We start from the raw sequence: 25,563 nt of genomic DNA on the forward strand, positions 1-25,563 counted from the left end.
TGCGGCGCGGGCTCAGCGCCCGCGCCGCCGCATGTACAGGTCGAAGGCGCGGTAGACCAGCGGTCGCAGTGGCAGATCCCACTCCCCGACGTACCGCACCGCCCGCCCCCCGGTGCCGACCTTGAACCGGATCAGGCCCACATGCGGATCAGCGGCATCGAGCGTCGGCGTGATGCCCCGCAGGTCGTACACATCGCAACCCGCCGCCAGAGCCTCACGGATCATCGCCCACTGGCACGCGTTGGAACCCCGCACCTCACGCTTGGCCGTCGAGGAGGCGCCGTACGCGTACCAGGCGTGTCCGCCTACCCGCACCAGGATCGTCGCGGCCACCAACTCGCCCTCGTGGCACGCCAGATAGAGCGCGATCCGCCCGGGATCCTCGGCGCTCAACTCCGCGAACATCGTCTCGAAATACGCCAGCGGCCGCGGCGTGAATCCGTCGCGCGCGGCGGTGTGCACGTAAAGCTCGTGGAACGCCGCGAGATCCGACACCGCACCGACCGTGACCTCGACCCCCGCCTTCGCGGCCTTCTTGATGTTACGGCGCCACTGCTGGTTCATGGCCTTCAGGACATCGTCCTCGGACCTTCCCACCAGCGGCACCTCATACGTGAACTGCGGCTGCCCGGCCCCGAACCCGTCCTCAGGGCTCTGCGGCAGCCAGCCGGCCGCCCGGAGCCGTCGGCTCACCTCGGCACCGATCGGATCGACGTGCGCGTCGGGGAGTCTGGTGAGCCGCCGCACCCCCGGATCGGCCACGCCGTCCTTGACCTGCGCCGCGTCCCAGGTGTGCGTCCGCACCGGCGGGCACAGCCGGATCGCGAACGCGCCACGGGCCTTGAGATATGCCGCCAACGGGTCGAGCCACGCACCGATGTCCCCGGACCAGGCGATGTCAGGGCCCCACGGCAGATACGCAAGCGTGAACCGCGACAGTCCCGGCACCGGCCGGTGAAGGACAAGCCCCGCCCCCACAAGCCGCCCGCCGTCGAACCATCCGAGCGACTCACTGCGCCACTCCGTCTTCACCCGCCCCCACGCCGGGGTCTGCGCAAAGTTCACCGACCGCCGCACCCGTACGAAGGCCAGGTGCTCGGCGTCGCTGATCGGCGCGACGGTCAGCGTCACAGGGAGGGGCAGGGGTGCTGGTTCACGGTAGGACATGACCTCAGTCAAGTCGGCCCTGTGTTGCCGGCACATATCCCCTTTTCGATACGCCGACGATATGCGCCGCTCAGGGGACCGAGGCGTTCGAGGCGGTAGCCAGGCCGTCCTGGACGTGGCCACCCGCGCGCAGCGACCCTCGCGTAGAGCGACATGGCCTGCGGGGGACACGACATCTGCTGACCGAGGCAGCCCAGGGACGCATCGCGGAGCCGACCGCGCATATCCACAGCCCCCGGACGACCGCCTTACCTGAGCTACCTTCTCCGTGGCGGTCAGGACGTGCCGACTGTGCGGACGGACGCGGGTGACTGGCCGCCGCCGGACCGCTGTCGGCACGCACAGAGGCGGCAACCGCCGACGACGGCCTCAGCCCAGGAACTCTTGGCGCGTCGAGGCCGAGGTGCTGAGGTCGACTGGTTCCGGAGCGGGGCGCGGGCGGCCAACCTGTCGGCGTCGTACCGAGAAGCACGAGACAGCGCCGACCGCGATCACGATGATGGGCAGTGCCAGGGTCGGCCGCATCGCGTGGACGACCCCGTGTTCGAACGTGGACGCCGCCACCTGATCGATGTGATGGGCCAGGCTCGTCGGCGTTCCCTGCGGCGGGTGGACCACCACGCCGTTCCGCCCGACGCCGACCCCCTGACCGCTCTTGGCGGCGTTTCGGAAGTCGGTCAGGAACTGACCGCGGACGCCGGCCGGGAGGCCGGCAGCCCGCTTTGCCGCTTCGTCCTGCAGCGAGGCGGCCAGGCGGTTCTGCAGCACTGCCCCGACTGCGGCACTGCCGATCACCGTGCCGATCTGGCGGATCGTGTTCATCACCCCAGAGGCCGCACCGGCCATCGTGGGCTCCACGTTGTACATGGCGACCGTGACCATCGGGCCGAACACGCAGCCGATGCCTACCCCCGCCGTGACCAGGGCAGGCTGGAACTCCCACCACGCGCGGCCGATATCGATGGCCCAGGTGAGCCAGGCCATGCCGGCCGCGAACAGGGCCAGACCGGCCATCAGGACGTACTTGCCGCCGATCCGGTCCGCCGTCCGGCCCGCGACCGGCGACAGCACCGCTGACACCACCATCGCCGGCGCCATCACGAGTCCGGCTGTGAGGGCGCTGAAGTTCAGCACCGACTGCAGATAGATCATCACCGGCAGGAACAGGCCGAGCATGCCGACCTGGACGGTCGCGGACACGAAGCTCATGACCGCGTAGTTGCGGTCGCGGAAGAGCACGAAGGGCAGCAGCGGTTCGCCGTGCTGCCGGGTGCCCTGGTGGATCAGGAACAGCACCAGCAGCAGGGCAGCCGCGCCCAGCAACGCCCAGATCCCGGTGTTCCAGTCATACCGCTGCCCCTCGGTGAGCGCGAAGGTCAGGCATACCAGCGTCGCCGCGGCGAGCGCGACACCCGCAACGTCCACTCTTCGGTGGTTGCCGTGCCGGGTGTCGGGCACGATCGTGACGGCCATCGCCAGAACAATCACCCCGATCGGGACATTGAGGAAGAAGATCCACCGCCAGCCGGCCGTGCTGACCAGGAACCCGCCAAGGGTGGGTCCGGCGATCGTGGCCACGCCCGCGACTCCGCCCCAGACGCCGAGTGCGGCGCCCCGGCGCTCAGCCGGGAACGTGCCGATGATGATCGTCATCGTCTGCGGCATCAGCGCCGCCGCACCCAGGCCCTGCACCGCCCGGGTAGCGATGAGCTGGGCCGGATCCTGAGCCAGGGCGCACAGCACCGATGCGACGGTGAACAGCGCGACACCTCCGATGAACATGGTGCGCGGCCCGCGCATGTCCCCCAGTCGGCCGAACGTGATCAGCAGTGCGGCGAGGACGAGGATGTAGACATTGATCACCCACAACACCTCGTCCAGCGACGCGTGCAGGTCGCCGATCATGCTGGGGATGGCGACGTTGACGGCCGTCAGGTCCAGCAGCGTCATGAAGAATCCCAGGCTGAGCGTCAGCAGCACTGCCCAGGGATTGCCGCGCCATCTGCTCATTCGTATCCCATCCTTCGCTCCTCGCATCCCCACGGTCAGTGGCAGAAACGCCGCCACCGGGTGAGCCCAACACGTCTTGTTGCTCCGGATGTCCCCGCCCGGTACCCGCGCATCGGCTCCTCCCGTACGCCGTTGCCCGCAGGCGTGCGACCTCGGCTGTGGGCGGGCTGGACAGCGCCTGCCAGGGAAGGCGAGTGCCTGACCGCCTTACGGTGCTTGCACGGGCCGCTCCAGGAGCCCGCGAAGCTGCTCGCCGACTCGATGGGCGGCCGCGTTCGGTCTCCGTCATGGCACATCCGCTGCCGTTCCACGGAGTTCGCCTCGGCGGTTCGATCAGGCCGTCCTCACGAAACAGGAGGTTCAGCAGCGTGCTGCTGAACCTCCTGTTCGTGAGCAAGGGCCACTGCCAGGCAGGGCAAAAGGCACCGTCGGCCGAGGCGAATCAGCCCACCCGGACGAGAGGGAAGCGTCAGCCCTTGGCCGGGGCCTGCAGACTCCACAGCCGCCCGTCGGGGTCCCGGACGGTCATCTCCCGGGTCCCGTAGTGCGTGTCCTGGAACGGGGTGACCACCTCCACGGCCGGATCGGTACGGAACAGGTCCGCATCGGGTACCTTCAGCGCGACCTGCACGCCGGGCTCCCGGTCCTGGGGGATCTCGACAACGACAAGGTAAGGACCCTCGCCGTTGCGGAACACACCGGAGCCGTCGCCGGTGGAGGTCTCCAACTCATAACCCAGTTCCTGGAAGAACTTTGCGCTCTTCCCCCAGTTGTGGGTCTCCACGAACACCGCCTCGAACCCTTCGGTTGCCATGTCATGACTCCTTTCCGGAAGAGGACTGCCGTTGCCCATGGGCGTCGTCGAGGTAGGCACGCAAGGCCTCTGCGACCAGCGCGGACAACGACATGCCCGTCTCGATCGCGTGATGCTTGACCTGCCTGATGAGCCCCAGCGGCAGATACACGTTGAACTGTTTGACTTCCGTATCACCCATAGGTCGATACTAGCTCGCTAGATTGCTAGCATACTAGCCATGGAGCGCGGCCGACTCAAGCCTTGGCAGTACCGCTCCTGAACCTCAGAGACTCAACGCTTCTTGGTCAATCCTCTGTCGAGCCGCTGCTCCGGACCGCGACCGGTCCGGGCGGGGCGGCGCCATCCTCAGCGGTCCGGCGAGCAGCGGGTCGACGAGGTGGCCCGAGACATCGTGGGCCAGCGGCAGCGCGAACTCGTTGAGCAACGCGGCCAAGCACGGCCACGCCGGTTCCGTGTCGGTCACCCTGACCAGGGTCGGCGGCACGGTCCGTGCGGAGATCACCGACTACGGCCGAGGCACCGGGTTGCGCGGCATGCGGCAGCGCGTCGAGGCAGTTGACGGCGCGCTGCGGGTGCAGAGCCCGCCCGGCGGGCCCACAGTGATCACCGTGGAGTGCCCGTGCGCATCCTGATAGCCGAGGACAACGCACTGCTCGCCCAGGGACTCTCCGCCATGCTGGAGGCCCTGGGAAACGAAGTGCTCACCACAACCGAGAACGCCGAGTCCTTCGTGACGGCCGCGTGCTCCCACCAGCCGGCCGTGGCCGTGGTGGACGTCCGCCCCCCGTCCGCGGGGTGACCAGCCTGGCCCGACGCCGCGACCGGTTCATGCAGGCAAGTCAACGACAACCAGAGGCTCTGGCACCGCATCCATGGTGACCACACGCACTCCCACGCCCAGAACTATGGTGTCCCACCACATACGCCCCTGACCTGCGCGTTCCTACGGTGTGGCGACACGCGAACGTCCCCCGTCGATCGTCAGGAAGTGGTGCCGATGTCCTCCCCCGCAGCCTCTCCGCCAGCCCCCTCCAAACTCCCCCGCATCGTCGCCGCGAGTCTCATCGGGACCACCATCGAGTGGTACGACTTCTTCCTCTACGGGTCCGCCGCCGCGCTCGTCTTCAACAAGTTGTTCTTCCCGGACTCCGATCCGCTCGTGGGCACGCTGCTGTCGTTCCTGACGTACGCCGTCGGGTTCGCCGCCCGGCCGCTGGGGGCTCTGGTCTTCGGGCACTACGGGGACCGGCTCGGGCGTAAGAAGTTGCTGGTGTTGAGCCTGTTGTTGATGGGCGGGGCGACCTTCGCCATCGGGCTGCTGCCCACGCACGCGACGGTCGGTACCTTCGCGCCCGTCCTGCTCACGACCCTGCGTCTGGTGCAGGGCTTCGCCCTCGGCGGTGAATGGGGCGGTGCCGTCCTGCTGGTGTCGGAGCACGGTGACGCGCGGCGGCGTGGCTTCTGGGCCTCCTGGCCGCAGACCGGGGCGCCCGCCGGGCAACTCCTCGCGACGGGTGTGCTGTCGCTCCTGACCGCCGTGCTCTCGGACCAGGCGTTCGGCACCTGGGGGTGGCGCATTCCGTTCCTCCTGTCCGGTGTTCTGGTGATGCTCGGCTTGTGGATCCGTCTCTCCGTCGATGAATCGCCGGTGTTCCAGCAGGCGTTGAAGCAGGCCGAGGCGCGCAAGGCGGTCGAGGGCGCCAGTGTGGAGAAGCTGCCTCTGGTCTCCGTCCTGCGCCATCACTGGCGGGACGTGCTGATCGCGATCGGCGCGCGCATGGCGGAGAACATCAGCTACTACGTGATCACCGCCTTCATCCTCGTGTACGCCACCACATCGGCCGGTGTCTCCAAGCAGACCGCGCTCAACGCCGTACTCGTCGCCTCCGCCGTGCACTTCGTGGTCATCCCGGCGTGGGGCGCGCTCTCGGACCGCGTCGGCCGACGGCCCGTCTATCTGCTCGGTGCGGCCGGGGTCGGCCTGTGGATGTTCCCGTTCTTCTGGCTGATCGACACGGGGAACTTCGGCAACCTCGTCCTCGCCGTGACGGTCGGCCTGGTGCTGCACGGAGCGATGTACGCGCCCCAGGCGGCCTTCTTCTCCGAGATGTTCGCGACCCGGATGCGGTATTCGGGCGCTTCCATCGGCGCGCAGTTCTCCTCGGTGGCGGCCGGGGCGCCCGCCCCGCTCATCGCGACCGCGCTGCTGTCCGACTACGGCAGTTCGACACCGATCGCTCTGTACGTCATCGCGGCGGCCGTCCTCACCCTGATCGCGGTGGGCGTCGCCAAGGAGACGCGCGACCGCGATCTGGCCCGGATCGACTCCTCGGCGGATGCCGAGTCCGAGGACGCCCCGGTGGCGGACGCCCGCGCCGTGTGAGTACGCGCTCGCGTCAGGAGCCGGGCGGCGACGACAACCGCAGGAGCCGCAGCGCCAGTTGTATCTCCAGGGCGCGGGCCGGGCTCTGCCAGTCGTCGCCGAGCAGGCGGCCCACCCGCTCCAGGCGCTGCGCCACCGTGTTCACATGGACGTGCAGATGGTCCTTGGTGCGGGCCGGGCTCATCCCCGAGGCGAAGTACGCGTCGAGGGTGCGGACGAGATCGGTACCGCGGCGTTCGTCGTAGGCGATGACCCGGCCGAGGGTGCGCTGGACATAGCCGGCGATGTCCCGCTCCCCGGCGAGCAGCAGCCCGAGGAAGCCGAAGTCCTCGGCGGCGGCCCCGTCTCCTGAACGGCCCAGCAGCCGCAGGGCGTCGAGGCAGCGGCGCCCCTCCGCATAGGCCGCGGCCACGGCGTCCGGGCGGCCGGCGAGGTCCGCGACGGGAGCCGAGGCTCCGACGGTGACCTGGTCGCGGACGGCGGTGCCGAGCTGCCGTGCCGTACGGCGGGCCAGGTCGGTCGCCGTGTCCCCCGGGTCGAGGGGCAGCAGCAGGACCGTACCGCCGTCCCGGGCGGCGGCGAGCCCCTGCCGGGTGGCCGCGAGGTGGGAGGCGGCGGACCAGAGGCGGTGGCGGGCGGCCGTGGCCTGGTCGGCGTCGGCCGCGGCGCCGTCGAGATGGGCGGCGAGCACGACATGGGTGGCGTCGAGGTCGGCACGCAGCAGGGCGGCTCGCTGACGCAGCACGCGCGGGTCGCGGTCGCGGGCGTCGAGGAGGTCGTCCAACAGCTCGCCGCGGACGCGCTGTTCGGCCTCGGCGGCCGAGCGGCGGGCGAGCAGCAGCAGGGACGTCACCATCGCGGCGCGCTCCAGGGTGCGTTGGTCGACGGGGTCGAGCTCCGGATGGCCACGCAGTGCCAGTGCACCGAGCAGTTCGCCGCCGGCCGTCACGGCGGCGATCCAGTCGGCCCCGTGCCGCACGGCGTGTCCCTCGGCGCGGGACGCCTCCAGCGCCGTGGTGGGTGCGGCGGTGGCCTCTGTGAACTCGACCGTGCCGTCGATGACTTGGGAGACCGCGGCGGCCACGTCGTGGACTCCGCCGCCGCGCAGGACGAGTTCGGCGAGCCGGTCGTGGACGTCCGAGGCACGCTCGATCGCCGCGCTGCGGTCGCGGATGATCTCGTTGGCACGGGCGAGCCGGTCCAGCATGGACCGCGTCTCCGTGAGAAGGTTCGCGGTGTCGATGGCCGCGGCGGCCAGCGCGGCGAACGAGCCGAGGAGCGCGATCTCCTCCCGCTCGAAGACCCGGGCCCGCCGGTCGGCGGCGAACAGCACCCCGATGGCCTGGGGTCCGATCATCAAGGGCACCCCGAGGATCGCCACGAGCCCCTCGTCGCGGACGCCCGTGTCGATCGTCCAGGTGTGCCGGAAACGGTCGTCCTGGAAGTAGTCGGGCGTCACATACGGGCGGGCGGTCTGGGCGACGAGGCCGCCGAGCCCCTCGCCCATGCCGAGCCGCAGTTGCTGGAAGCGGGCGGCGACCGAACCCTCCGTGACTCTCATATAGGTGTCGCCCGCGGCCTCGTCATGCAGCGTCAGATACGCGATGTCGGTGCTCAGCAGCGATCGGGCGCGCTGGACGATCGCCTGGAGAACGGCGTCGAGGTCGCGCAGCCCGGCCAGGTCGTGGGCGGTCTCGAAGAGCGCGGACAGCTCCGCCTCGCGGCGGCGTCTGCCCTCCATCTCCGCGCGCACGCGCAGCGCGAGCCGCTTGGCCTGCTCGAGCGCGCGGACGTGCTCGGTCGGCAGGCCCTCGGCGCGGGCGAGCAGAACCGGCTGCTCGTAGGCGTCGGCGGACGCGCCGCGGGCCAGGAGCTGGAGGAACGGCTCCTCGGCACTGGTGCCGGGGCGCTGGGGGGACTGAACGTGATCGCGAGACATGCCCTCAGGATGACCCACGGGCGGACCGGGCAACCCGACCCTGTGGACAACTCTTGGCATGCTCACCACGCTTGCTCCGTCCAACTGCGGTCTAGGCCCCGGTCCGTGCTCCGTCGAACCGCTGCCGAGAACCAGGCCAGTACGCCAGTACGCCGTCCAACTGCCGCCGGGAACCCGGTCAGTGCGCCGTCCAACCGCCGTCGAGGACCAGCGACGTACCGGTGACGAACGAGGCCGACGGGCTGCACAGATAGGCCACCGCCTCCGCGACCTCCTCCGGTTCGATCAGCCGTTTGACGGCACTGTCCTGGAGCAGCACCTCGGACAGCACGCGCTCTTCCGGGATCCCGTGCGTCCGTGCCTGGTCCGCGAGTTGCTTCTCCACGAGGGGTGTCCGCACATAGCCCGGGTTCACACAGTTCGAGGTGACCCCGTGCGGGGCGCCCTCGAGGGCCGCGGTCTTCGAGAGCCCTTCGAGCCCGTGCTTGGCGGCGACGTACGCCGACTTGAACGCGGAGGCGCGCAGCCCGTGGACCGACGACACATTGACGATGCGCCCCCAGCCCTGGGCGTACATCCGGGGCAGTGCCCCGCGGATGAGCCGGAACGGGGCCTCGAGCATCACCGTCAGCACGGTGTGGAAGACCTCGGGCGGGAACTCCTCCAAGGGGCGCACCAGTTGCAGCCCCGCGTTGTTGACGAGGACGTCGGTGCCGGTGGCGGACCGCTCGGCGGCGTCCAGGTCGGTGAGGTCGAGGACGAGCGGCTCGACGCCGCCCGCGAGGCCGTGTGCCGTGCCGACGAGGGCATCGAGGCCGTCGGAGTCCCGGTCGACCGCTCTCACCTCGGCCCCGGCGGCGGCCAGCCGCAGCGCACAGGCGCGGCCGATGCCGCTTGCGGCACCGGTGACGAGAGCGGTGCGTCCGCGGAGGTCGAGGGCGAAGGCTTCGGAGTCCGCAAGGGCGCGGGGCGGGGGCGGGGTCATATGTCGACTCTAGGAAGCGGCCACCTGCGGCTCTATATGGCCGCCCCCCACACTTCAGTCAGAACTCGTGGATTCGAACCACGTGGGTGCGTCAGACAGCGCCTGCTTGATCCGGAACTTCTGGCCTTCCCGCATCTCCGGGAGCGCGTCCACGTCGAACCAGCCGACCTGCAAGGACTCGTCGTCGTTCACGGCCGCCTCTCCCCCGACGGCCCGGCACCGGAGCGTGACGTCCATGAACTGGCAGATGTCACCGTTGTCGAAGGTGACCGGCTTCCCGGACCTGACAAGGACGACCCGCTCGACCACACACCGGACGGCCGCCTCCTCGTACACCTCGCGTACGGCGCAGTCCGCCGGCTGCTCACCGGGGTCGGGCATGCCGGTGATCACCGTCCATTCCCTGTTGTCGGCGCGCTGGCAGAGCAGCACCCTGCCCTCGTCGTCGAAGACGACGGCGCTGACGCCGGGCAGCCAGAGCAGTTGCTGACCGGCGGAGGCCCGGATGGTCCGGATGAAATCGGGAGTAGCCATGGGCCGACCCTAGGCCCTGTCTGACAATTCCCGCCTGCCCCACGACGCCTGGCACGCACGCTCGCTGCGTTGTCGGGATCGTCCTCGTACATCCAGTACGAGGACGACCCTCCGCCTTGCGATCGCACGCACCAGACGCCGCGGGGCCCGCCCTCCGGGCGGACGACGGGAATTGTCAGACAGGACCTAGCGGGCGGCCTCGGTCACATCCTGCTCATCGGCTCGCACGTCCTGCCCATCGGCGCGCACGTCCTGGCCGTCACCGCTCCGGCGACGACCGCGCACCACCGACGTCACCGCCCAGCCGAGCCCACCGGCCGCGACGAGCACGAGGAGCAGTTCGGGGAGGGTACCGAGCCGTGTGGCGGGGGTCTCGTAGGAGCGCAGCGGCACCTTCTGGACGAGCGAGTCGGCCACGAACATCCCGGTCCGCTGGGTGATCTTCCCGTCCGGCATGATGATCGCGCTGACACCGCTGGTCACCGGCACGGTGACGGTGCGGCTGTGTTCGACGGCGCGCACCCGGGACATGGCGAGCTGCTGGTAGGTCATCTCGCTGCGGTCGAAGGTCGCGTTGTTGCTGGGTACCGAGATCAGTTGCGCGCCGTCGGTGACCGTGGAGCGCACGGTCCAGTCGAAGGCCGCTTCGTAGCAGGTGACGAGCCCGACCTTGGCGTCCGCCATGGTGAACACGCCGGGCTCGTGGCCCCGGCTGAAGTCCTGGCGCACCATCGACGTCCAGTTCTTGTTGATGACGTCGAGCAGTGAGCGCAGCGGAAGGTACTCGCCGAACGGCTGCACCTGCCGCTTGTCGTAGGTGTCGACGGGCCCCTTGTCCGGGTCCCACAGGATCTGCTCGTTGTACATCTTGCCGTCGCGCTCGACGACGGCGCCGACCGAGATCGGCGCGCCGATGGCCTGCGCGGCGCCCTGGATCACGGCGGCGGCGTCGACGTTGGCGAAGGGGTCGATGTCGGAGGAGTTCTCCGGCCACAGCACGAGGTCGGGCCGCGGCGCCTTGCCCGCCTTGACCTTCGCGGCCAGGCGTTCGGTCTCACGCGCGTGGTAGTCGAGGACGGCGCGCCGCTGGGCGTTGAACTCGAGCCCGGAGCGCGGCACATTGCCCTGGATGACCGCGACGGTCGTGGTGCCGTCCTCGGCCTTGTCGCTGACCAGGGATCGCGCGGCGAGAGCGCCCACGGGCGGAACGGCCAGGCTCAGCAGGGCCGTGAGGGCCGCGCCGCGCCGCAGCGTGCCCCCGGCACGCCGCCCGTCGACGACCACGCGCACGATCTCGTAGAGCCCGAAGCCGCACAGCACGACCGCGAAGCCGAGCACCGGGGTGCCGCCCACGGCCGCGAGCGGCAGGAACACTCCGTCCGCCTGCCCGAAGGCGATCTTGCCCCAGGGGAAGCCGCCGAACGGCGCACGCGCGCGTGCCGCTTCTCCCGCGATCCACAGGGCGGCTGCCCACACCGGCCAGGCGGGCAGCCGGGAGACCAGGGTGATGCCCGCGCCGACCAGCGCGACGAAGAGGGCCTCCACGGCGACGAGGGCGAGCCAGGGGCCGGAGCCGACCTCGACGCCGGTCCATACGAGCAACGGCAGCAGGAAGCCGAGGCCGAACAGATAGCCGAGGCCGAGGCCTCCCTTCCAGGTGCGGTCGCGCAGGGTCCAGCCGAAGAGGGCGAAGGCCGGGAGGGCCAGCCACCACAGGGTCCGGGGCGGGAAACTCACGTAGAGCAGCACTCCGGAGAGCGCCGCGACGGCGGCCGGAACGAGGCGGCGTACCCGGCGGGCACCCCGGAGTGCGGGTGCGGCCTGGGGTTCGAGCTGTTCCGGCTCGCCCACGGAAGGTGCGGTGACGGTCACCCGGGGAGTGTACGGTGCGTGACCAGCCCGCGGACAGCGCGGGCAGCTCGGCCCTTTCGGGCCCGCACCCCCTCTTCCCCGGCGTTGCCACCTTCCGCCGCCCTGTGCGCAGCTCTCCGACGCATCGTTTCTGCACGACTCGTCCACAACACGGCGCAACACCGTTACCGTGTGCCGGAGCTTCGAACGTACGGCCGGTTGCGGCCGGGACGGCCGGGGCCCGTCACAGGGGGGCGGCGGGGTGAGATCCACGGGGACAGGGCCCGCGGCCGAGGCCGCGGAGACACAGGACGAGAGGCGCACCACCGCGGACGCGACGGGCCTCGTGGTGCTCGGTGCCTGCGCGGCCTGGTCACTGATCACGGCCGCCGCACACGGAGGCAGACCCGAGGGCATGCTGCTGGCGGTGCTCGCGGTCGCCGCCGGTTACGCGTCGGGCCGGATCTTCGGAGCGCTGCTGCCGTTGGCCGCGCCCGCCGCGGGAGCGTTCGCCGGGCTGGGACTGGCGATCGCCGCCCCGCACGTCACGGCCGCGCCGCAGTTCGTCGCGCCGCTCGGGCACAACGGCGCGAGTGCCGCGCTGCTGACGTTGTCCACGGGGGCGGCGTGCTGCGCCGCGTGGGCGACCCGTGCACCGTGGCCACGCCTCGGCCTGAGGGTCTCGGCCGCGGGCATCGTGGTGGCCGCGGCGGCTCTCGGCTCGACGACGGGGCTGGTTGCCTCCACCGTCGTGCTGCTGTGCTCGCTCGCAGCCGCGCGACTGCGCCGCCGCGGCCCCGCGCTCGTGGGGCTCGCGCTCGTCGCGGCGATGGTGACCGGGGCGATCTGGGCGATCGCCGAGGACGTACTGCCGGACGGCCCGACCGCCTTCCTCAGCGATCGGCTGACCACGCATCGGGTCCTGCTGTGGCGTGACGCCCTTGCCCTGACCCACCACGATCCGGCGCTCGGCGCGGGCCCGGGGCGCTTCGGCGAACTGAGCCCCACCACCGCGCAGACGTTCCTGCCCGACGGCAAGCCGCACTCCGCGCCGCTCCAGCAGGCCGCCGAACAGGGGCTGGTAGGCGTGGCGCTGCTCGCCGCGGTCTACTGCTGGGCCCTGTACGCGCTGTGGCGGACATCACGGCCCACGCCGGTCGCGCTGACGGCCGGTGTCTCGCTGACGGCGCTGGCGGTGATCGCGTCGGTCGGCAACGCGCTCAGCTTCACGACGGTGACGGCGGGGGCGGGCCTGCTGGCCGGATTCGCCACGGCTCGTCCGCTCGGAAGCGAGGAACATCCGCTCGGGAGTGAGGACGAGGAGAGAGGAGAAGAAGGGGAGCGGGCGTCCGAGAGAGCCGCGCCGCAAGAGGAGTGACCAAGAGAAGTGACGCGCGGCGTCAGTGCGTGGCGCCGGGCAGGCTCGGCCGCAGCCGGGCACGGATGACCCGTACCGCGGACTCGGCGTTGTCCACGGTGATCGTGAACGTATGGCCGTCCCAGAGGCGCAGTACGAGGCCTTCACCACGCCGTACGACGACGGCCGTGCCCTTCTCGGGCCGCCAGCGATAGCCCCATCCGCCCCACTGACACGGGGTGACCCGGGGAGCGAAGTCGGCGCCCGCGACCTGGGCGAGGGGGATGCGGCGGCGCGGCAGGCCGATGTGGCCGCAGCGCACTTCCAGGGTGTCGTTGTCCACCTTCACGGCGACATGGACGAACGCCAGCGTGCCGAACAGGACCAGCAGTCCGGCGGCGATGCAGCCCACGACGGACATGACGAGCGGGGCGACACCGGACGTCCACGCGGAGTCGACGGCCAGTTCGATGCCGAGCGCCATACAGGCGGCACCGACGAGGGCGAGCAGCCACTGGACTCGGCTGGTCGCGCGCCCCGTCCACACCTCGGGGTGCGGGGCGGTGTCGCCATCGGGGTGGTCCCTCATGCCTCCGAGGGTACCGAGGTTCCGCATCGCGGGCACGGGGTCGCGCAACGTCACCGGTGCGCGCGGCAGTCCGAGCGACGGCAGGGGCGACCGCGAGCGCGGGTCAGCGCGCCGGGCTGACCGCCGACAGCAGCCTGCCCTCCGCGTACGCCAGCGCCGCGGGCGGCAGGGCCGCTTCGCGTCCGCTGAGCAGCACCGTCATCCCGCCGTCGACGGACGCCGTCGGTGCCGGTTCCCCACCGAGTCGGCGCAGCGCCTGGGCGGCGACCGCCCCGGCGGAACCGTGCAGGACGAGCGGCGGACGGTCCGGCCGCTGGACGGCGGCGCGGATGCGGTCGGCGACCAGTTCGTAGTGGGTGCAGCCCAGGACGAGCGTCGTCACCTCGGCCGGAGTGCGCGCCGCCGCGGCGGCGACGGCCGCGTCGATCGCCGCCTCGTCCGCGTGCTCCACGGCGTCGGCGAGCCCGGGGCAGGGCACCTCGGCGACCGCCACCCCGTCCGCGAACTCACGGATGAGGCCGCGCTGGTAGGGGCTGCCGGTGGTGGCCGGGGTCGCCCAGATCGCGACCGGGCCGCCCCCCGCCGCGGCCGGCTTGATCGCCGGGACCGTGCCGATGACCGGAAGGCCGGGTTCGAGGAGGGCGCGCAGGGCGGGCAGGGCGTGCACGGAGGCGGTGTTGCACCCGACGATCAGCGCCTCGGGCCGGTGCGCGGCGGCGGCCTCGGCGACGGCGAGGGCGCGCTGGGTGAGGTCCTCGGGGGTGCGAGGTCCCCAGGGCATCCCGTCGGGGTCGAGGGAGAGCACGAGGGTCGCGTCGGGCCTCAGACGCCGTACTGCGGCAGCAGCGGGTAGCAAGCCGATTCCGGAGTCCATAAGCGCGATCTTCACGCGGCAACCATAGTCGATGGTCTCGAACGGGCCCTCGTGGTGGTGCAGACTGCGGGGGGTGAGTGCCCTTGTGTGGATCACCGTCGTGTCTCTGGTCGCCTGGTTGTGGCTGCTGCTCGGCCAGGGCTTCTTCTGGCGTACGGATCTGCGGCTGCCGCCGCGCCGGGAGCCCGGCTCCTGGCCGTCCGTCTGTGTCGTGGTACCGGCGCGCGACGAGGCCGCCGTACTCCCCGACAGCCTCCCGTCGTTGCTCGCGCAGGACTATCCCGGACGCGCCGAGGTCTTCCTGGTCGACGACGGCAGTTCGGACGGCACCGGGGAGCTGGCCTGGGAACTGGCGCGGCGGCACGGCGGACTTCCGCTGACCGTCGACTCCCCCGGCGAGCCGCCCGCGGGCTGGACGGGCAAGCTGTGGGCCGTGCGTCACGGCATCGCTCTCGCACGCGCGCGTGAGCCCGAGTACCTGCTCCTGACGGACGCGGACATCGCCCACGCGCCCGACAGTCTGCGGGAATTGGTGGCCGCCGCGCACGGCGGCGGCTTCGATCTCGTCTCGCAGATGGCCCGGCTGCGGGTGGAGAGTGTGTGGGAGCGGCTGGTCGTGCCCGCGTTCGTGTACTTCTTCTCCCAGCTCTATCCCTTCCGTTGGATCGCGGTGCGGGGCTCGCGGACCGCGGCGGCGGCGGGCGGCTGTGTGCTGCTGCGCGCCGACGCCGCCGAGCGGGCGCGGATTCCCGACGCGATCCGTCAGGCCGTCATCGACGACGTGGCGCTCGCGCGGGCGGTCAAGACGAGCGGTGGCCGCATCTGGCTGGGGCTTGCCGACCGGGTCGAGAGCGTGCGTCCCTATCCGCGGCTGCACGACCTGTGGCGGATGGTCTCGCGCAGCGCGTACGCGCAGTTGCGGCACAGTCCGCCGCTGCTTCTCGGGACAGTGCTCGGACTGGCCCTCGTCTACCTCGTGCCGAGCGCGGCCCTGATCGCCGGGATCGTCACCGGCGACGTGGCGGCGATGGTGGTCGGCGGGCTGGCGAAGCTGGTGATGACGGTGACGTATCTGCCGATGCTGCGCTACTACCGTCAACCGGCTTGGCTCGCGCTGTCGTTGCCGTTCACCGCGGTCCTCTATCTGCTGATGACCGTCGATTCGGCGGTGCAGCACTACCGGGGGCGCGGTGCGGCCTGGAAGGGCCGCACCTACGCGCGTCCGGACGCCGCGTTCGAGGAGCGGTGAACGGGTCGGTCACTTGCGGCCGGGGGTCCAGTTCATGCCCCACGCGTAGGCGTGGTCGATGGTGCGTTGCGGGCTGACGCCGCGGTCCGGCACGAGGTAGCGGGCCTCGCGCTGGACGACGAGGTCGCCTCCGGTGTTCGTGATGAGCGCGAGCGCGCACACCGTCGAGGGCACCGTGCACTCGTCGAGGGAGAACTCGACGGGCGCTCCGTGCTGGGGCTGGAGGGTGACCGTGGCGTGCAGGTCGGCGAAGGAGCGGGCGCCTTCGTAGATGGTCACGAAGATCAGGATGCGCCGGAAGTTCCGCTGGTGGTCGAGGTTGACGGTGAGGTTCTCCCCGCTCTCCACGGCTCCGGTGCGGTCGTCGCCGTCGAGGTGGATGTACGGCGGCTGGTGCAGGGCTCCGAAGGCGTTGCCGAGGGCCTGTACGACTCCCTTGCTGCCGTCGGTCAGTTCGTACAGGGCGCACAGGTCCAGGTCGAGGTCCGCGTGCTGGGCCACCGCCCGGCCGCGCTTGGCGCCCCAGCCCGAGAACTGCTTGCGCGTCTGCCAGTTGAGGTTCACGCGCAGGGCGCCGGAGGTGCCGCCCTGCTTGGTCAGCGAGACCGAGGGGGCGTGTTTGGTGAGAGTGACCTTGGTGAGGCGTACGGGGGCCGGGGGCACGACCGGCGGGACGGGCGGCGGAGGCGGCACGGCGCCGGGCGCTACGGCCGGGGGCGGAGGCAGGGTGACCGGCGGCGGGGCCATGGTGACCGGAGGCAGAGGCAGGGTGACCGGAGGCGCGGGCTGCGGCGCCGCGTGCTGCGGTTCGTCCACCGTGATCCCATAGTCCGTGGCGAGGCCTTCCAGTCCGCTGCTGTACCCCTGCCCGACGGCGCGGAACTTCCAGGCTCCCTGGCGGCGGTAGAACTCCCCGAGCACGAAGGCGGTCTCGACGCTCGCGGCGGGGTCGAAGCGGGCCAGCTCGGTGCCCCGTTGCGCGTCGAGCACCCGGATGTACAGGCCGGGCACGCGTCCGAACGGTCCGCCGTCGGCGGAGGCGGCGAGGACGACGGTCTCGATGGCGGGCTCCACGCGCGCGAGGTCGACGAGGAGCGTGTCCGTGACCTGGTCGCCCGCCTTCCGCTTGCCCTCGTGACGCACCGAACCGGAGGAATGCGCGGGCTGGTTGTAGAAGACGAAGTCGCCGTCGCTGCGGACCCGTCCGGCGGCCAGCAGCAGCGCCGAGGCGTCCGCGTCGGGCACACCGGGCCCGGCGTGCCACCCCAACTCGACCCGTAGAGCCGTTGTCGGCACCTGAACGTTGGATCCCTTGGGCATCGACATGGCCGCCCCCTCACATGTCACCGCGCCGGGGCCGCGCCCCGGGCGGTCGGTCGTTTCCGTCGCGGCCAACCTATTCCTTCCGCGCCCCCGAACTCCCCTGACCCGTAGCGGGAGACGGGAGAGCCGACCGCGGATGACCCGCAAGAACGTGGCCCTTACACGATCTAAACATCGTTTGCCGCCCTATTTCACCAAGTTCGCTCGGATTAGCGATCTCAGGTCACGACGGACACGGCAAACAACCCTCTAATCGGTCTCCCCAACCACCACATCGTGGGCTTACCTTATGTGCCATGACCTCCCCCCGCTCCACCTACGGCGGCGGCTATCACTCCGCGTCGCCCTTCCGGGACACTCCGATCTACGACTCGCTCGTCGCCGAACGGGGAACGCCTCAGATCGCTCCGATCCGTGTCTCCTCCCCGTACGAGACACCGGCCTCCCAGCTGCCCGCCCTGCCGTCGGCGCTGCCCGCGCTGCCGGCCGCGCCGTCTCCGCAGCCGCCCGCCTACGGCTACCCGCAGCCACCGCAGCCCGCGGCGCCGCAGCAGGCTCCCACGGCGTACATCCCGCAGCAGACGGGCGGCCCTCGCGGCTATCCGGGACCCCAGCCGGGGCTCCAGCCCGCGCCCCCGCCGCACCCGATGGGCGCGGGCACGGGCTACGAGGCGATGCGCCCCGCCGCGCCGCGCCCGGCCCCCGCCCCGGCTCCGATGCCGTACCCGGACCCGTACAACAACGGGCAGCAGTACCGCGGATACTGATCCACCTCTCGGCAGGAGGCTGTCGGTGCCCGATGGCACCATGGGCCTCATGCCGACACCAGCGCTGCAGTCGATTCACGTTCACCCGGTCAAAGCACTGCGCGGTCACGCACTTCGCGAAGCCGCGGTGGAGCCATGGGGGCTGGCCGGGGACCGGCGCTGGGCAGTGATCGACGACGAAGGCAAGCTCGTCACCCAACGCGAGTGTCCGCGCCTGGCCTTGGCCGCCGCCGCACCTCTGTCCGGCGGCGGCCTCCGCCTGTCCGCGCCCGACCTGGAGCCGCTGGACGTCGCCGTGCCCGACGGTGTCGGCACGCGGACCGCGACGTGGAAGAGCGAGAAGATCGAGACGGTGCCCGCCGCCGCCGAGGCGAGCCGATGGTTCAGCGCGTATCTCGGCGCGGACGTCACCCTCGTCCATCTCGACGACCCCGCCACGCGCCGCCCGCTCGCCGACTGGGCGCACGAACGCCCGGACCAGACGGTCAGCCTGGCCGACGCCTATCCCCTGCTGATCACCACCCTCGCCTCGCTCGCCGCCCTCAACTCCCTGATCGCGCAAGGCGATCACCCCGAGGAGGGCCCGCTGCCCATGAACCGCTTCCGGCCGAACGTCGTGCTGTCCGGCACCGCGCCCTGGGCCGAGGACGACTGGCAGCGCGTCGCGTTGGGCGATGTCGTCTTCCGGGCCGCCAAGCCCTGTGGCCGCTGCGTGGTGGCGACGACCGACCAGAACACCACCGAGCGCGGCAAGGAACCGCTGCGCACCCTCGCCCGCCACCACCGCATCGGCCACCGCCTGGTCTTCGGACGGTACGTGGTCCCGCAGACGCCCGGCACGATACGGGTCGGCGACCCGGTCACGATCCTGGAGTGACGGGGCGGATCCACAAACGGAGCACGGGTGGGAACCAGGGCCATGGGCACGGTCGTTGAGTGTGCATGAGACGTTCATGAGAGACCCGCGGGACGCGAGAGGGGGGTGCCCTCTCCCGTCCTGCCGCCCGGGGTGAACGGCGGCGGCGCGGGGCTGTCGGGGGCGAAGAAGGGGGATACGGGGCGGTGCGTGCAATCGGGGGGCTCTGGCGTTGGCGCGGCAATCCGCTGCGCCGTACGACCGATCTGGCCGAAGCCTGGGTGGCGCTCGCCTCCCTGGTGCTGATCCTCGCCTGCGCGCCCCTCGCCGGGGTCGTGACGGGATCGCGCGTCCAGGACTCCCTGCAACGGTCGGTACGGGAGCAGCAGCGCACCCATCACCTCGTGACGGCCACGGTCGTGGAGAAGCTCGGCCGCGGCCTGCTGGACCCCGATCCGTCGAGTACGTCGACGCGCGACACCCGCGATCGTGTACTCGCCGACTGGACCGGGGCCGACGGCACCACGCGGCAGGGCGCGGTCCTCACCGACCTCCGATCGCCGCACCCCGGGGACCGGTTCACGCTCTGGACCGACGACCACGGCCGAATAGCCGACCGGCCGCTGGACCACGCCACCGCGACAACGCACGCCGTGCTGGCCGGTGTCGGTGCCGCCGCGCTGGTCGTGGCCTTCGTCGAGACCTGCCGCCGGTTGATCGTCTGGCGCCTGGTCCGGCGTCGGTACGCGCGATGGGACCAGGCCTGGGCGAAGGCGGGCCCCGACTGGGGCCGGACGGGCACGGGCAGTTGACCGCCTTCGGGCTCCGGTCAACCACCCGCCGTCCCGCACGCTACGGTGGACCGGCCGGACTCTCGGGCTGTCCGGCATCTTCGCGAGAACCCGCGTGAGTACGAGGTGGGGGCACAGCAACGCCATGGCACAGGGCACGGTCCAGGTGACGCACACCGGAACATCGCGGTGGCGACGCCGCACGGGCGAGTACCCCTCGCTCACCGCCGCTCTGGAGGCCGCGGGTGACGGGGACGTGCTCACCATCGCGCCGGGGATCTACCGGGAGAACCTGGTCGTCCAACGGGCGGTGAGGCTGCGCGGATCCGAGGGCTCCCCCGGTTCGGTGCGCATCGCGCCGGTGGACGGCGTCCCGCTGACCGTGCGGGCCTCCGCGGTGGTCCAGGACCTGCACATCGAGGGTCAGGACTCGTCCGCGCCCGCGCTGTTGGTCGAAGAGGGCGCCCCGGAGCTGGTGGACGTACGGATCATGACGCGGTCCGCGGCCGGCATCGAGGTCCGCGCGGGCGCCCGTCCCACGGTCCGGCGGTGCACCGTCGACAACCCCGCCGGTATCGGCATCGCGGTCGTGGACGGCGCGGGTGGCGTCTTCGAGGAGTGCGAGGTGCTGGCCGCGGCCCAGTCGGGCGTCGCGGTCCGCGGCGGAGCCCACCCCCGGCTGGAGCGCTGCCGGGTGCACCACACCTCGGGCGCGGGGCTGTCCGTCACCGGTGAGAACTCCTTGCTGGAAGCGGTCGGTTGCGAGATGTACGAGATCCGGGGCTCGGGTGTGCAGATCGCCGGGCACGCCGCGGCGCATCTGACGGACTGCGAGGTGCACCGCACGACCGCGGACGGCATCACGCTGGACACGGACGCGGTGCTGACGCTCGCCGACTGCCGCATCCACGACATCCCGGAGAACGCGGTCGACCTGCGGTCCCGCTCGGTGCTCACGCTGACCCGTACGACGGTGCGGCAGTTCGGGCGCAACGGCCTGTCGGTGTGGGACCCGGGCACGCGGGTGGACGCCAACCAGTGCGAGATCTCCGACAGTACGGGTGACTACCCGGCGGTGTGGGTCAGCGACGGCGCGACGACGGTGCTCGACGCCTGCCGGGTGCACGACGTGCCGGACGCCCTGTTCGTCCTCGACCGCGGCTCCCGCGCGGACGTCGTGGACAGCGACTTCGGTCAGGTGCGCAACACGGCGGTGTCGGTAAGCGACGGTGCCATAGCGCAACTGGACGACTGCCGGATCCGGGAGGCGTCGACGGGCGCCTGGTTCCGGGACCACGGCAGCGGCGGCACGCTGTCCAACTGCACCATCGACGGCACGCAGACCGGTGTGATCGTCACCAAGGGCGCCGACCCCACCGTAGAGCGCTGCACCGTGACCTCGCCGTCCGAGGCGGGCTTCTACGTCTCCGCGGGCGGCCGGGGCAGCTTCCTGAACTGCCGGGTCACCGACAGCGGCGGCTACGGCTTCCATGTGATCGACGGCTGCCGCGCCACGCTGCGGAAGTGCCGTACGGAGCGGTGTGCGCGCGCGGGTTACGAGTTCGCGGACGGCGGTCCGAGCGCGCCCGGCGGTGGCAGCGCAGTGGTGGAGGACTGCACCAGCGACGAGAGCGCCGGGCTGCGGCCCCCGGTGGTCCGGGAGACCGCCGCGCAACCGGCGGGCGGGTCCCTGGGCCTGCTGGGCTCCATCCCCGGCCAGCGGACCGGCGAGCGGGAGCCGGTGGCCGAGGCGGCGCGGACACCGGAGCAGCCCGCGCGCGCGTCGGCGGACGTGCTCGGCGAACTCGACGCGCTGGTGGGCCTGGAGAGCGTCAAGCGCGAGGTGCGCGCCCTCACGGACATGATCGAGGTGGGGCGCCGTCGCCAGCAGGCGGGCCTGAAGGCGGCGTCCGCGCGACGGCATCTGGTGTTCACGGGCTCCCCCGGCACCGGCAAGACGACGGTCGCCCGGCTGTACGGGGAGATCCTGGCCTCGCTCGGCGTGCTGGAGAAGGGGCACCTCGTGGAGGTGTCGCGGGTCGACCTGGTCGGTGAGCACATCGGTTCCACCGCCATCCGCACCCAGGAGGCCTTCGACCGGGCGCGCGGCGGCGTCCTGTTCATCGACGAGGCGTACGCGCTCTCGCCGGAGGACTCCGGGCGTGACTTCGGGCGCGAGGCGATCGACACCCTGGTGAAGCTGATGGAGGACCACCGGGAGGCGGTCGTGGTGATCGTCGCGGGCTACACGGCCGAGATGGAGCGGTTCCTGTCGGTCAACCCCGGGGTGGCCTCCCGCTTCTCGCGGACCATCACCTTCGGCGACTACGACCCCGAGGAGCTGCTGCGGATCGTGGAGCAGCAGGCCGAGGAGCAAGAGTACCGGCTGGGCCCGGGGACGGCCGAGGCCCTGCTGAAGTACTTCACGGTGCTCCCGAAGGGGCCCGCGTTCGGCAACGGCCGCACCGCGCGCCAGACCTTCGAGGCCATGGTGGAGCGGCACGCGGGCCGGGTCGCCCAGCTCACGGAGCCGAGTACGGACGACCTGTCCCTGCTCTACCCGGAGGATCTGCCCGAACTGCCCTGAGCGGCCGCACCCGGCCGCGGCCCCGGCAGCCCCGACCGCAGCCGTGCCAGCAGCCGCTCGCGTTCCTCGGCGAAGGCCGGATCCGCCTGGTAGTCGCCGTGTCCGAGGATCGGGGCGGGCAGCGGGTGCTCCTGGGTGCGGCCGTACACCAGCGGGTCCTTCAGCGGCGCCCGGTCCACCTGCGGACCGCACTCGCCGGGCAGCAGGATCGGGCCGCCGATGGGGTCGGTGAGGCGGTGGAGGTTGCGCCAGCAGTCGACCTCGCGGTGCAGGGAGCTGAGCGCGGCCCGGCCGAAGTACGCGGGGAACCAGCGCCCGTAGAGCCGCTCCAGCGGTGACCCGTACGTCAGGAGGGCCACGCGTCTGCGCACGGCGGGTTCGAGCTGCCAGGCCGCGGCTGCCGCGAGGACGCTGCCCTGGGAGTGGCCGGAGAGGACGAGCCGCCCGCCCGTGCTCCGCGTCCAGGTGGCCATGCGCCAGGTCAGGTCGGGCACGGCGCGCTCGGCGTAGCAGGGCGGGGCGAAGGGATGGGCCGCGCGCGGCCAGAACGTGCCGACGTCCCACAGGATGCCGATGGTGCGGCGCGCGGACGGGTCCTTGTAGGCGCGGCGCCCCGAGGTGACGAAGAGGAGGAAGCCGATGCCGATCAGCCAGGAGCCGAGCGCCTGCGCGGCCTCGGCGCAGCCCTGGAGGACGGGTGGGGTGCCGTGCGCGGCACCGCTCGGCGTGTCTCCCGTGGCGAAGGCACCCGCCAGGGCCGCCGCGCCCAGCAGCAGCGTCACGGCGGAGGTGATGCCGACGACGCGCGGGGCCCGGTCGGTGAGGCTTGCCATCGCGCGCGTGCTCGCGATGCGCTGTGTGCGGGCCGGGTCCATGGGCTCGCCCGGGTAGTCGGCCTCGACCTCGGGCTTCTCGGCGCGGCGCAGCCGCAGGGCGCGCCAGATCAGCCAGCCGACGACGGCCAGCAGGACGAGCAGCAGCGGCGGGATCACGGACGCCTGCCAGGTGAGCAGGACGGGCGGGCCTGCCAGGGCGTGCCCGGTGCCGTCCAGCCAGTCGGCGACCCGCTGGGCCACGCCGCCGGTCATCACGCCGCCGAGCGCGCAGGCCAGCATCGCCACGGCGGGTCCGGCCAGTCCGCGCATCGCGGCGCGCGCGTCCGGGTGGGCGCGGTGCAGGACATGGGCGACGACGCCGAGCGCGACGACGAGGAGGCCCTGCGCCAGGGTGATCGTGCCGAACGTCGCGTCGCCCGCGAGCCGTCCGGTCGAGCGCCAGCCGGGGCGCGCCCAGCTCGCGTACACCAGGGTCAGGACGAGCACCGTGAGCGCGATCAGCGGCAGCACGCGCACCAGTACGCGGTCGAGTTCCTGGTCGAGCAGGTTCTCGGTGCGGCCCCGGCGGCACACCACCCACACCACAACCACCGCGCTGCCGAGGAGAGTTGCCTCCAGGAGTCGGCTGAGCACCTCCAGGGCGACGGAGTCGTGGCCCTGGTCGTAGTGCGCGGCGGGGCGGCTGAGTACGGCCGCGACGGTCAGGAACCCCGCGGCGGTGTGCGCGGCCCGCAGCCGGGCCACCAGCCGCCGCCCGTACCAGAAGCCGGGGCTGCCGAGCCCCGCGCGGTGGGCTTCCTCGTCGGGTTCGGAGCGCGGGGCGAGCGGTCGCTGTGACTCGTACGCGCTCCAGGTGCGCCGGGAGAGATACCAGAGCAGGCCGGTGAGCGCGAGGGGGACGAGCGAGGCCAGGGCGAGGCGCCGCCCCGGCAGGCTCCACCAGCCGTGGCCGGAGAGGGCGGGCGAGAGGAAGCCGAGCCAGGAGTGGCGCTCGGCGCAGGCCCGTGAGCCCGCGCACTGCCAGACGGCCAGGTCGAGGGCGACTTCGCAGGCGGCGGCGACCAGCAGCACCGTGAGCGTGAGGCCGACCAGGCGGACGATCACGCCGTACAGGCGGACCCATCGTCGGTGGTCGCTCGTCGTGGGGTGCATCCAGTGCGCCAGGTTGGCCACCATGAAGGGCAGCAGCAACAGCCACAGGGCGCGGGCGGCGTTCCCGGAGGTGAGGTTGCACCAGACGTACGCCTCCGGGATCGGCCCGTCCCGCTGGTCCCGCGGGTGCTGTTCCGCGTCGGCGTCGTCGGCGCGCCGGTAGACGGCGGCGGTCTTGTCGCCGGTGACCCGGACCGTGCGCGGATCGCCCAGCATCTCCTCGGGAGTGGTGCCGCCGACTCCATGGACCAGGAGTTCCAGGGCCGCTCCGGACTCTTCGGACGGCTGTCTCGCGCCGTCGCGTTCTTCCTTGTGTTCCTGTGTGAGATCCACTGGTCTGCATCCCCCGCGCGCGGACGGTACGGCATGCGCAGGCACAGGATCTCCGCTCTCGTGGGAGGGCACACCTGTTGCCCCGTAAATCTCCCCGATATGTGTGACGGATGGCGGAAAGCGGTCCGTGCTTCGCGCGCGGTGGCTCGCCGGGGTGGCTCCCGTAGACATGGGCGGTGGCGCGATGGGGGACGGCGCGTGCGAGGATGAGGCTTCCTCGGCAAGGACGGCGGGACATGGTCTCGTCGGAGCCGCTGTGCCACGGAGCATCGGGCACGCATCGGACGAATGGGAGCGGAGCGGACGTGAGTGAGAATCAGCACCTCCTCGCGGAGCAGCGCCGGGCCCTGATCCTGGACGAGGTGCGGCGGCGCGGCGGTGTCCGCGTGAACGAGCTGACGCGCAAGCTCAACGTCTCCGACATGACGATCCGTCGCGATCTCGACGCGCTCGCCCGCCAGGGGATGCTGGCGAAGGTGCACGGCGGCGCGGTGCCGGTGGTGGAGGCCAGTACGCACGAGCCGGGGTTCGAGGCCAAGTCGGGTCTGGAGCTGACGGCCAAGGAGGACATCGCGCGGGCCGCGGCCGAACTGGTCGCGCCGGGCCGGGCGATCGCGCTGTCCGGGGGCACGACGACGTTCGCGCTGGCCCAACACCTCCTCGACGTACCGGATCTGACCGTCGTCACCAACTCGGTGCGCGTGGCCGATGTCTTCCACTCGGCGCAGCGCACCTCGGGCCAACGGCAGGGCGCGGCCACGGTGGTGCTGACCGGCGGGGTGCGGACGCCGTCCGACTCGCTGGTGGGGCCCGTGGCCGACCAGGCGATCGCCTCGCTCCACTTCGACGTGCTGCTCCTCGGGGTGCACGGCATATCGGTCGAGGCGGGCCTGTCGACGCCGAACCTGGCGGAGGCCGAGACCAACCGGCGGCTCGTGCAGTCGGCGCGGCGGGTCGTGGTGGTCGCCGACCACACCAAGTGGGGCACGGTGGGCCTCAGTTCGTTCGCGGCGCTGGAGCAGGTCGACACGCTGGTGACGGACGCCGGGCTGCCCGCGGAGGCGCGGGCGGAGGTCTCGGACCACCTCAGGCAGCTCGTGATCGCCGGAGAGCCTGGTGAGCCCGGGGAGCCCGGAGAAGGTACGGGCGCCTGAGGGCCCGCC

The 25,563-nt window shown here is 71.8% G+C and carries 22 protein-coding genes; 10 read left to right on the forward strand and 12 right to left on the reverse strand.

Features of this window, described 5'->3' with window-relative positions:
- Positions 1–12: 12 nt before the first annotated feature.
- From ACZ60T_RS03390 to ACZ60T_RS03405, 4 genes are all read right to left on the reverse strand, one after another.
- Positions 13–1,167, reverse strand: a complete 1,155-nt coding sequence (locus tag ACZ60T_RS03390; RefSeq protein ID WP_365630668.1) for a lipid II:glycine glycyltransferase FemX — start codon at positions 1,165–1,167, stop codon at positions 13–15.
- A 369-nt stretch (positions 1,168–1,536) separates the two neighbouring features.
- The gene (locus ACZ60T_RS03395; protein WP_469664015.1) at positions 1,537–3,147 is read right to left on the reverse strand and encodes an MFS transporter; all 1,611 of its coding nucleotides are present in this window, start codon (positions 3,145–3,147) and stop codon (positions 1,537–1,539) included.
- Positions 3,148–3,646: 499 nt separating this feature from the next.
- Complete coding sequence (locus ACZ60T_RS03400; RefSeq protein WP_469664017.1) at positions 3,647–3,991, reverse strand: VOC family protein; 345 nt, start codon at positions 3,989–3,991, stop codon at positions 3,647–3,649.
- A gap of 1 nt (position 3,992) precedes the next feature.
- Positions 3,993–4,172 carry a ribbon-helix-helix domain-containing protein gene (locus tag ACZ60T_RS03405; RefSeq protein ID WP_365630674.1) on the reverse strand — a complete coding sequence of 60 codons (180 nt, stop codon included), beginning with the start codon at positions 4,170–4,172 and terminating at the stop codon, positions 3,993–3,995.
- Between the two features lie 238 nt (positions 4,173–4,410).
- Here ACZ60T_RS03405 and ACZ60T_RS03410 point away from each other — a divergent pair, with 238 nt between their 5' ends.
- The 3 genes from ACZ60T_RS03410 to ACZ60T_RS03420 all read left to right on the forward strand — a co-directional run bounded on the left by ACZ60T_RS03410 (position 4,411) and on the right by ACZ60T_RS03420 (position 6,377).
- Positions 4,411–4,626, forward strand: a complete 216-nt coding sequence (locus tag ACZ60T_RS03410; protein ID WP_469664019.1) for a sensor histidine kinase — start codon at positions 4,411–4,413, stop codon at positions 4,624–4,626.
- A complete protein-coding gene (locus tag ACZ60T_RS03415) occupies positions 4,614–4,793 on the forward strand; it encodes a helix-turn-helix domain-containing protein (RefSeq protein WP_469664021.1) in 180 nt (59 codons plus the stop codon). Before ACZ60T_RS03410 ends, ACZ60T_RS03415 begins: the two co-directional genes overlap by 13 nt.
- A gap of 198 nt (positions 4,794–4,991) precedes the next feature.
- Entirely contained in the window at positions 4,992–6,377 is a 1,386-nt protein-coding gene (locus ACZ60T_RS03420) for an MFS transporter (protein WP_469664023.1), read from the forward strand.
- A gap of 13 nt (positions 6,378–6,390) precedes the next feature.
- On the opposite strand, the gene ACZ60T_RS03425 is transcribed toward ACZ60T_RS03420, so the two are convergent.
- The 4 genes from ACZ60T_RS03425 to lnt all read right to left on the reverse strand — a co-directional run bounded on the left by ACZ60T_RS03425 (position 6,391) and on the right by lnt (position 11,707).
- A complete protein-coding gene (locus tag ACZ60T_RS03425; protein ID WP_469664025.1) occupies positions 6,391–8,316 on the reverse strand; it encodes a helix-turn-helix domain-containing protein in 1,926 nt (641 codons plus the stop codon).
- Between the two features lie 178 nt (positions 8,317–8,494).
- Entirely contained in the window at positions 8,495–9,301 is an 807-nt protein-coding gene (locus ACZ60T_RS03430) for a 3-hydroxybutyrate dehydrogenase (RefSeq protein WP_469664026.1), read from the reverse strand.
- Between the two features lie 54 nt (positions 9,302–9,355).
- Positions 9,356–9,835, reverse strand: coding sequence for an NUDIX hydrolase (locus ACZ60T_RS03435; protein WP_365630684.1), 480 nt, complete (start codon positions 9,833–9,835; stop codon positions 9,356–9,358).
- Between the two features lie 186 nt (positions 9,836–10,021).
- Positions 10,022–11,707 carry an apolipoprotein N-acyltransferase gene (lnt, locus tag ACZ60T_RS03440; RefSeq protein WP_469664028.1) on the reverse strand — a complete coding sequence of 562 codons (1,686 nt, stop codon included), beginning with the start codon at positions 11,705–11,707 and terminating at the stop codon, positions 10,022–10,024.
- Between the two features lie 241 nt (positions 11,708–11,948).
- Here lnt and ACZ60T_RS03445 point away from each other — a divergent pair, with 241 nt between their 5' ends.
- Positions 11,949–13,064 carry an O-antigen ligase family protein gene (locus ACZ60T_RS03445; protein ID WP_469664030.1) on the forward strand — a complete coding sequence of 372 codons (1,116 nt, stop codon included), beginning with the start codon at positions 11,949–11,951 and terminating at the stop codon, positions 13,062–13,064.
- A gap of 22 nt (positions 13,065–13,086) precedes the next feature.
- On the opposite strand, the gene ACZ60T_RS03450 is transcribed toward ACZ60T_RS03445, so the two are convergent.
- Together ACZ60T_RS03450 and ACZ60T_RS03455 are read right to left on the reverse strand one after the other, a co-directional pair.
- Positions 13,087–13,632, reverse strand: coding sequence for a hypothetical protein (locus tag ACZ60T_RS03450; RefSeq protein WP_365630688.1), 546 nt, complete (start codon positions 13,630–13,632; stop codon positions 13,087–13,089).
- A gap of 103 nt (positions 13,633–13,735) precedes the next feature.
- Entirely contained in the window at positions 13,736–14,521 is a 786-nt protein-coding gene (locus tag ACZ60T_RS03455; protein WP_365630690.1) for a glutamate racemase, read from the reverse strand.
- Positions 14,522–14,537: 16 nt separating this feature from the next.
- Between ACZ60T_RS03455 and ACZ60T_RS03460 the strand changes: the two genes are divergently transcribed.
- Positions 14,538–15,755 (forward strand): glycosyltransferase, encoded by a 1,218-nt coding sequence (locus ACZ60T_RS03460; RefSeq protein WP_469664032.1) that lies wholly within the window; start codon positions 14,538–14,540, stop codon positions 15,753–15,755.
- 9 nt (positions 15,756–15,764) lie between these two features.
- Here ACZ60T_RS03460 and ACZ60T_RS03465 read toward each other — a convergent pair whose 3' ends face one another.
- Complete coding sequence (locus ACZ60T_RS03465; RefSeq protein WP_469664749.1) at positions 15,765–17,075, reverse strand: TerD family protein; 1,311 nt, start codon at positions 17,073–17,075, stop codon at positions 15,765–15,767.
- Between the two features lie 299 nt (positions 17,076–17,374).
- Here ACZ60T_RS03465 and ACZ60T_RS03470 point away from each other — a divergent pair, with 299 nt between their 5' ends.
- The 4 genes from ACZ60T_RS03470 to ACZ60T_RS03485 all read left to right on the forward strand — a co-directional run bounded on the left by ACZ60T_RS03470 (position 17,375) and on the right by ACZ60T_RS03485 (position 22,079).
- Positions 17,375–17,845: a DUF6643 family protein gene (locus ACZ60T_RS03470; protein ID WP_469664034.1), complete on the forward strand. Its 471-nt coding sequence runs from the start codon at positions 17,375–17,377 to the stop codon at positions 17,843–17,845.
- A gap of 49 nt (positions 17,846–17,894) precedes the next feature.
- The gene (locus ACZ60T_RS03475) at positions 17,895–18,722 is read left to right on the forward strand and encodes an MOSC domain-containing protein (RefSeq protein ID WP_469664036.1); all 828 of its coding nucleotides are present in this window, start codon (positions 17,895–17,897) and stop codon (positions 18,720–18,722) included.
- A gap of 185 nt (positions 18,723–18,907) precedes the next feature.
- Positions 18,908–19,513: an Rv1733c family protein gene (locus ACZ60T_RS03480; protein WP_469664038.1), complete on the forward strand. Its 606-nt coding sequence runs from the start codon at positions 18,908–18,910 to the stop codon at positions 19,511–19,513.
- Between the two features lie 124 nt (positions 19,514–19,637).
- Positions 19,638–22,079, forward strand: a complete 2,442-nt coding sequence (locus ACZ60T_RS03485) for a right-handed parallel beta-helix repeat-containing protein (protein WP_469664040.1) — start codon at positions 19,638–19,640, stop codon at positions 22,077–22,079.
- Here the strand turns inward: ACZ60T_RS03485 and ACZ60T_RS03490 are convergent.
- Positions 22,049–24,400 (reverse strand): hypothetical protein, encoded by a 2,352-nt coding sequence (locus ACZ60T_RS03490; RefSeq protein ID WP_469664042.1) that lies wholly within the window; start codon positions 24,398–24,400, stop codon positions 22,049–22,051. The genes ACZ60T_RS03485 and ACZ60T_RS03490 overlap by 31 nt on opposite strands.
- Positions 24,401–24,705: 305 nt before the next feature.
- Here ACZ60T_RS03490 and ACZ60T_RS03495 point away from each other — a divergent pair, with 305 nt between their 5' ends.
- Complete coding sequence (locus ACZ60T_RS03495) at positions 24,706–25,554, forward strand: DeoR/GlpR family DNA-binding transcription regulator (RefSeq protein WP_469664044.1); 849 nt, start codon at positions 24,706–24,708, stop codon at positions 25,552–25,554.
- Positions 25,555–25,563: the final 9 nt, after the last annotated feature.

The sequence above is a fragment of the Streptomyces sp. NPDC104371 genome (genome assembly GCF_055583785.1).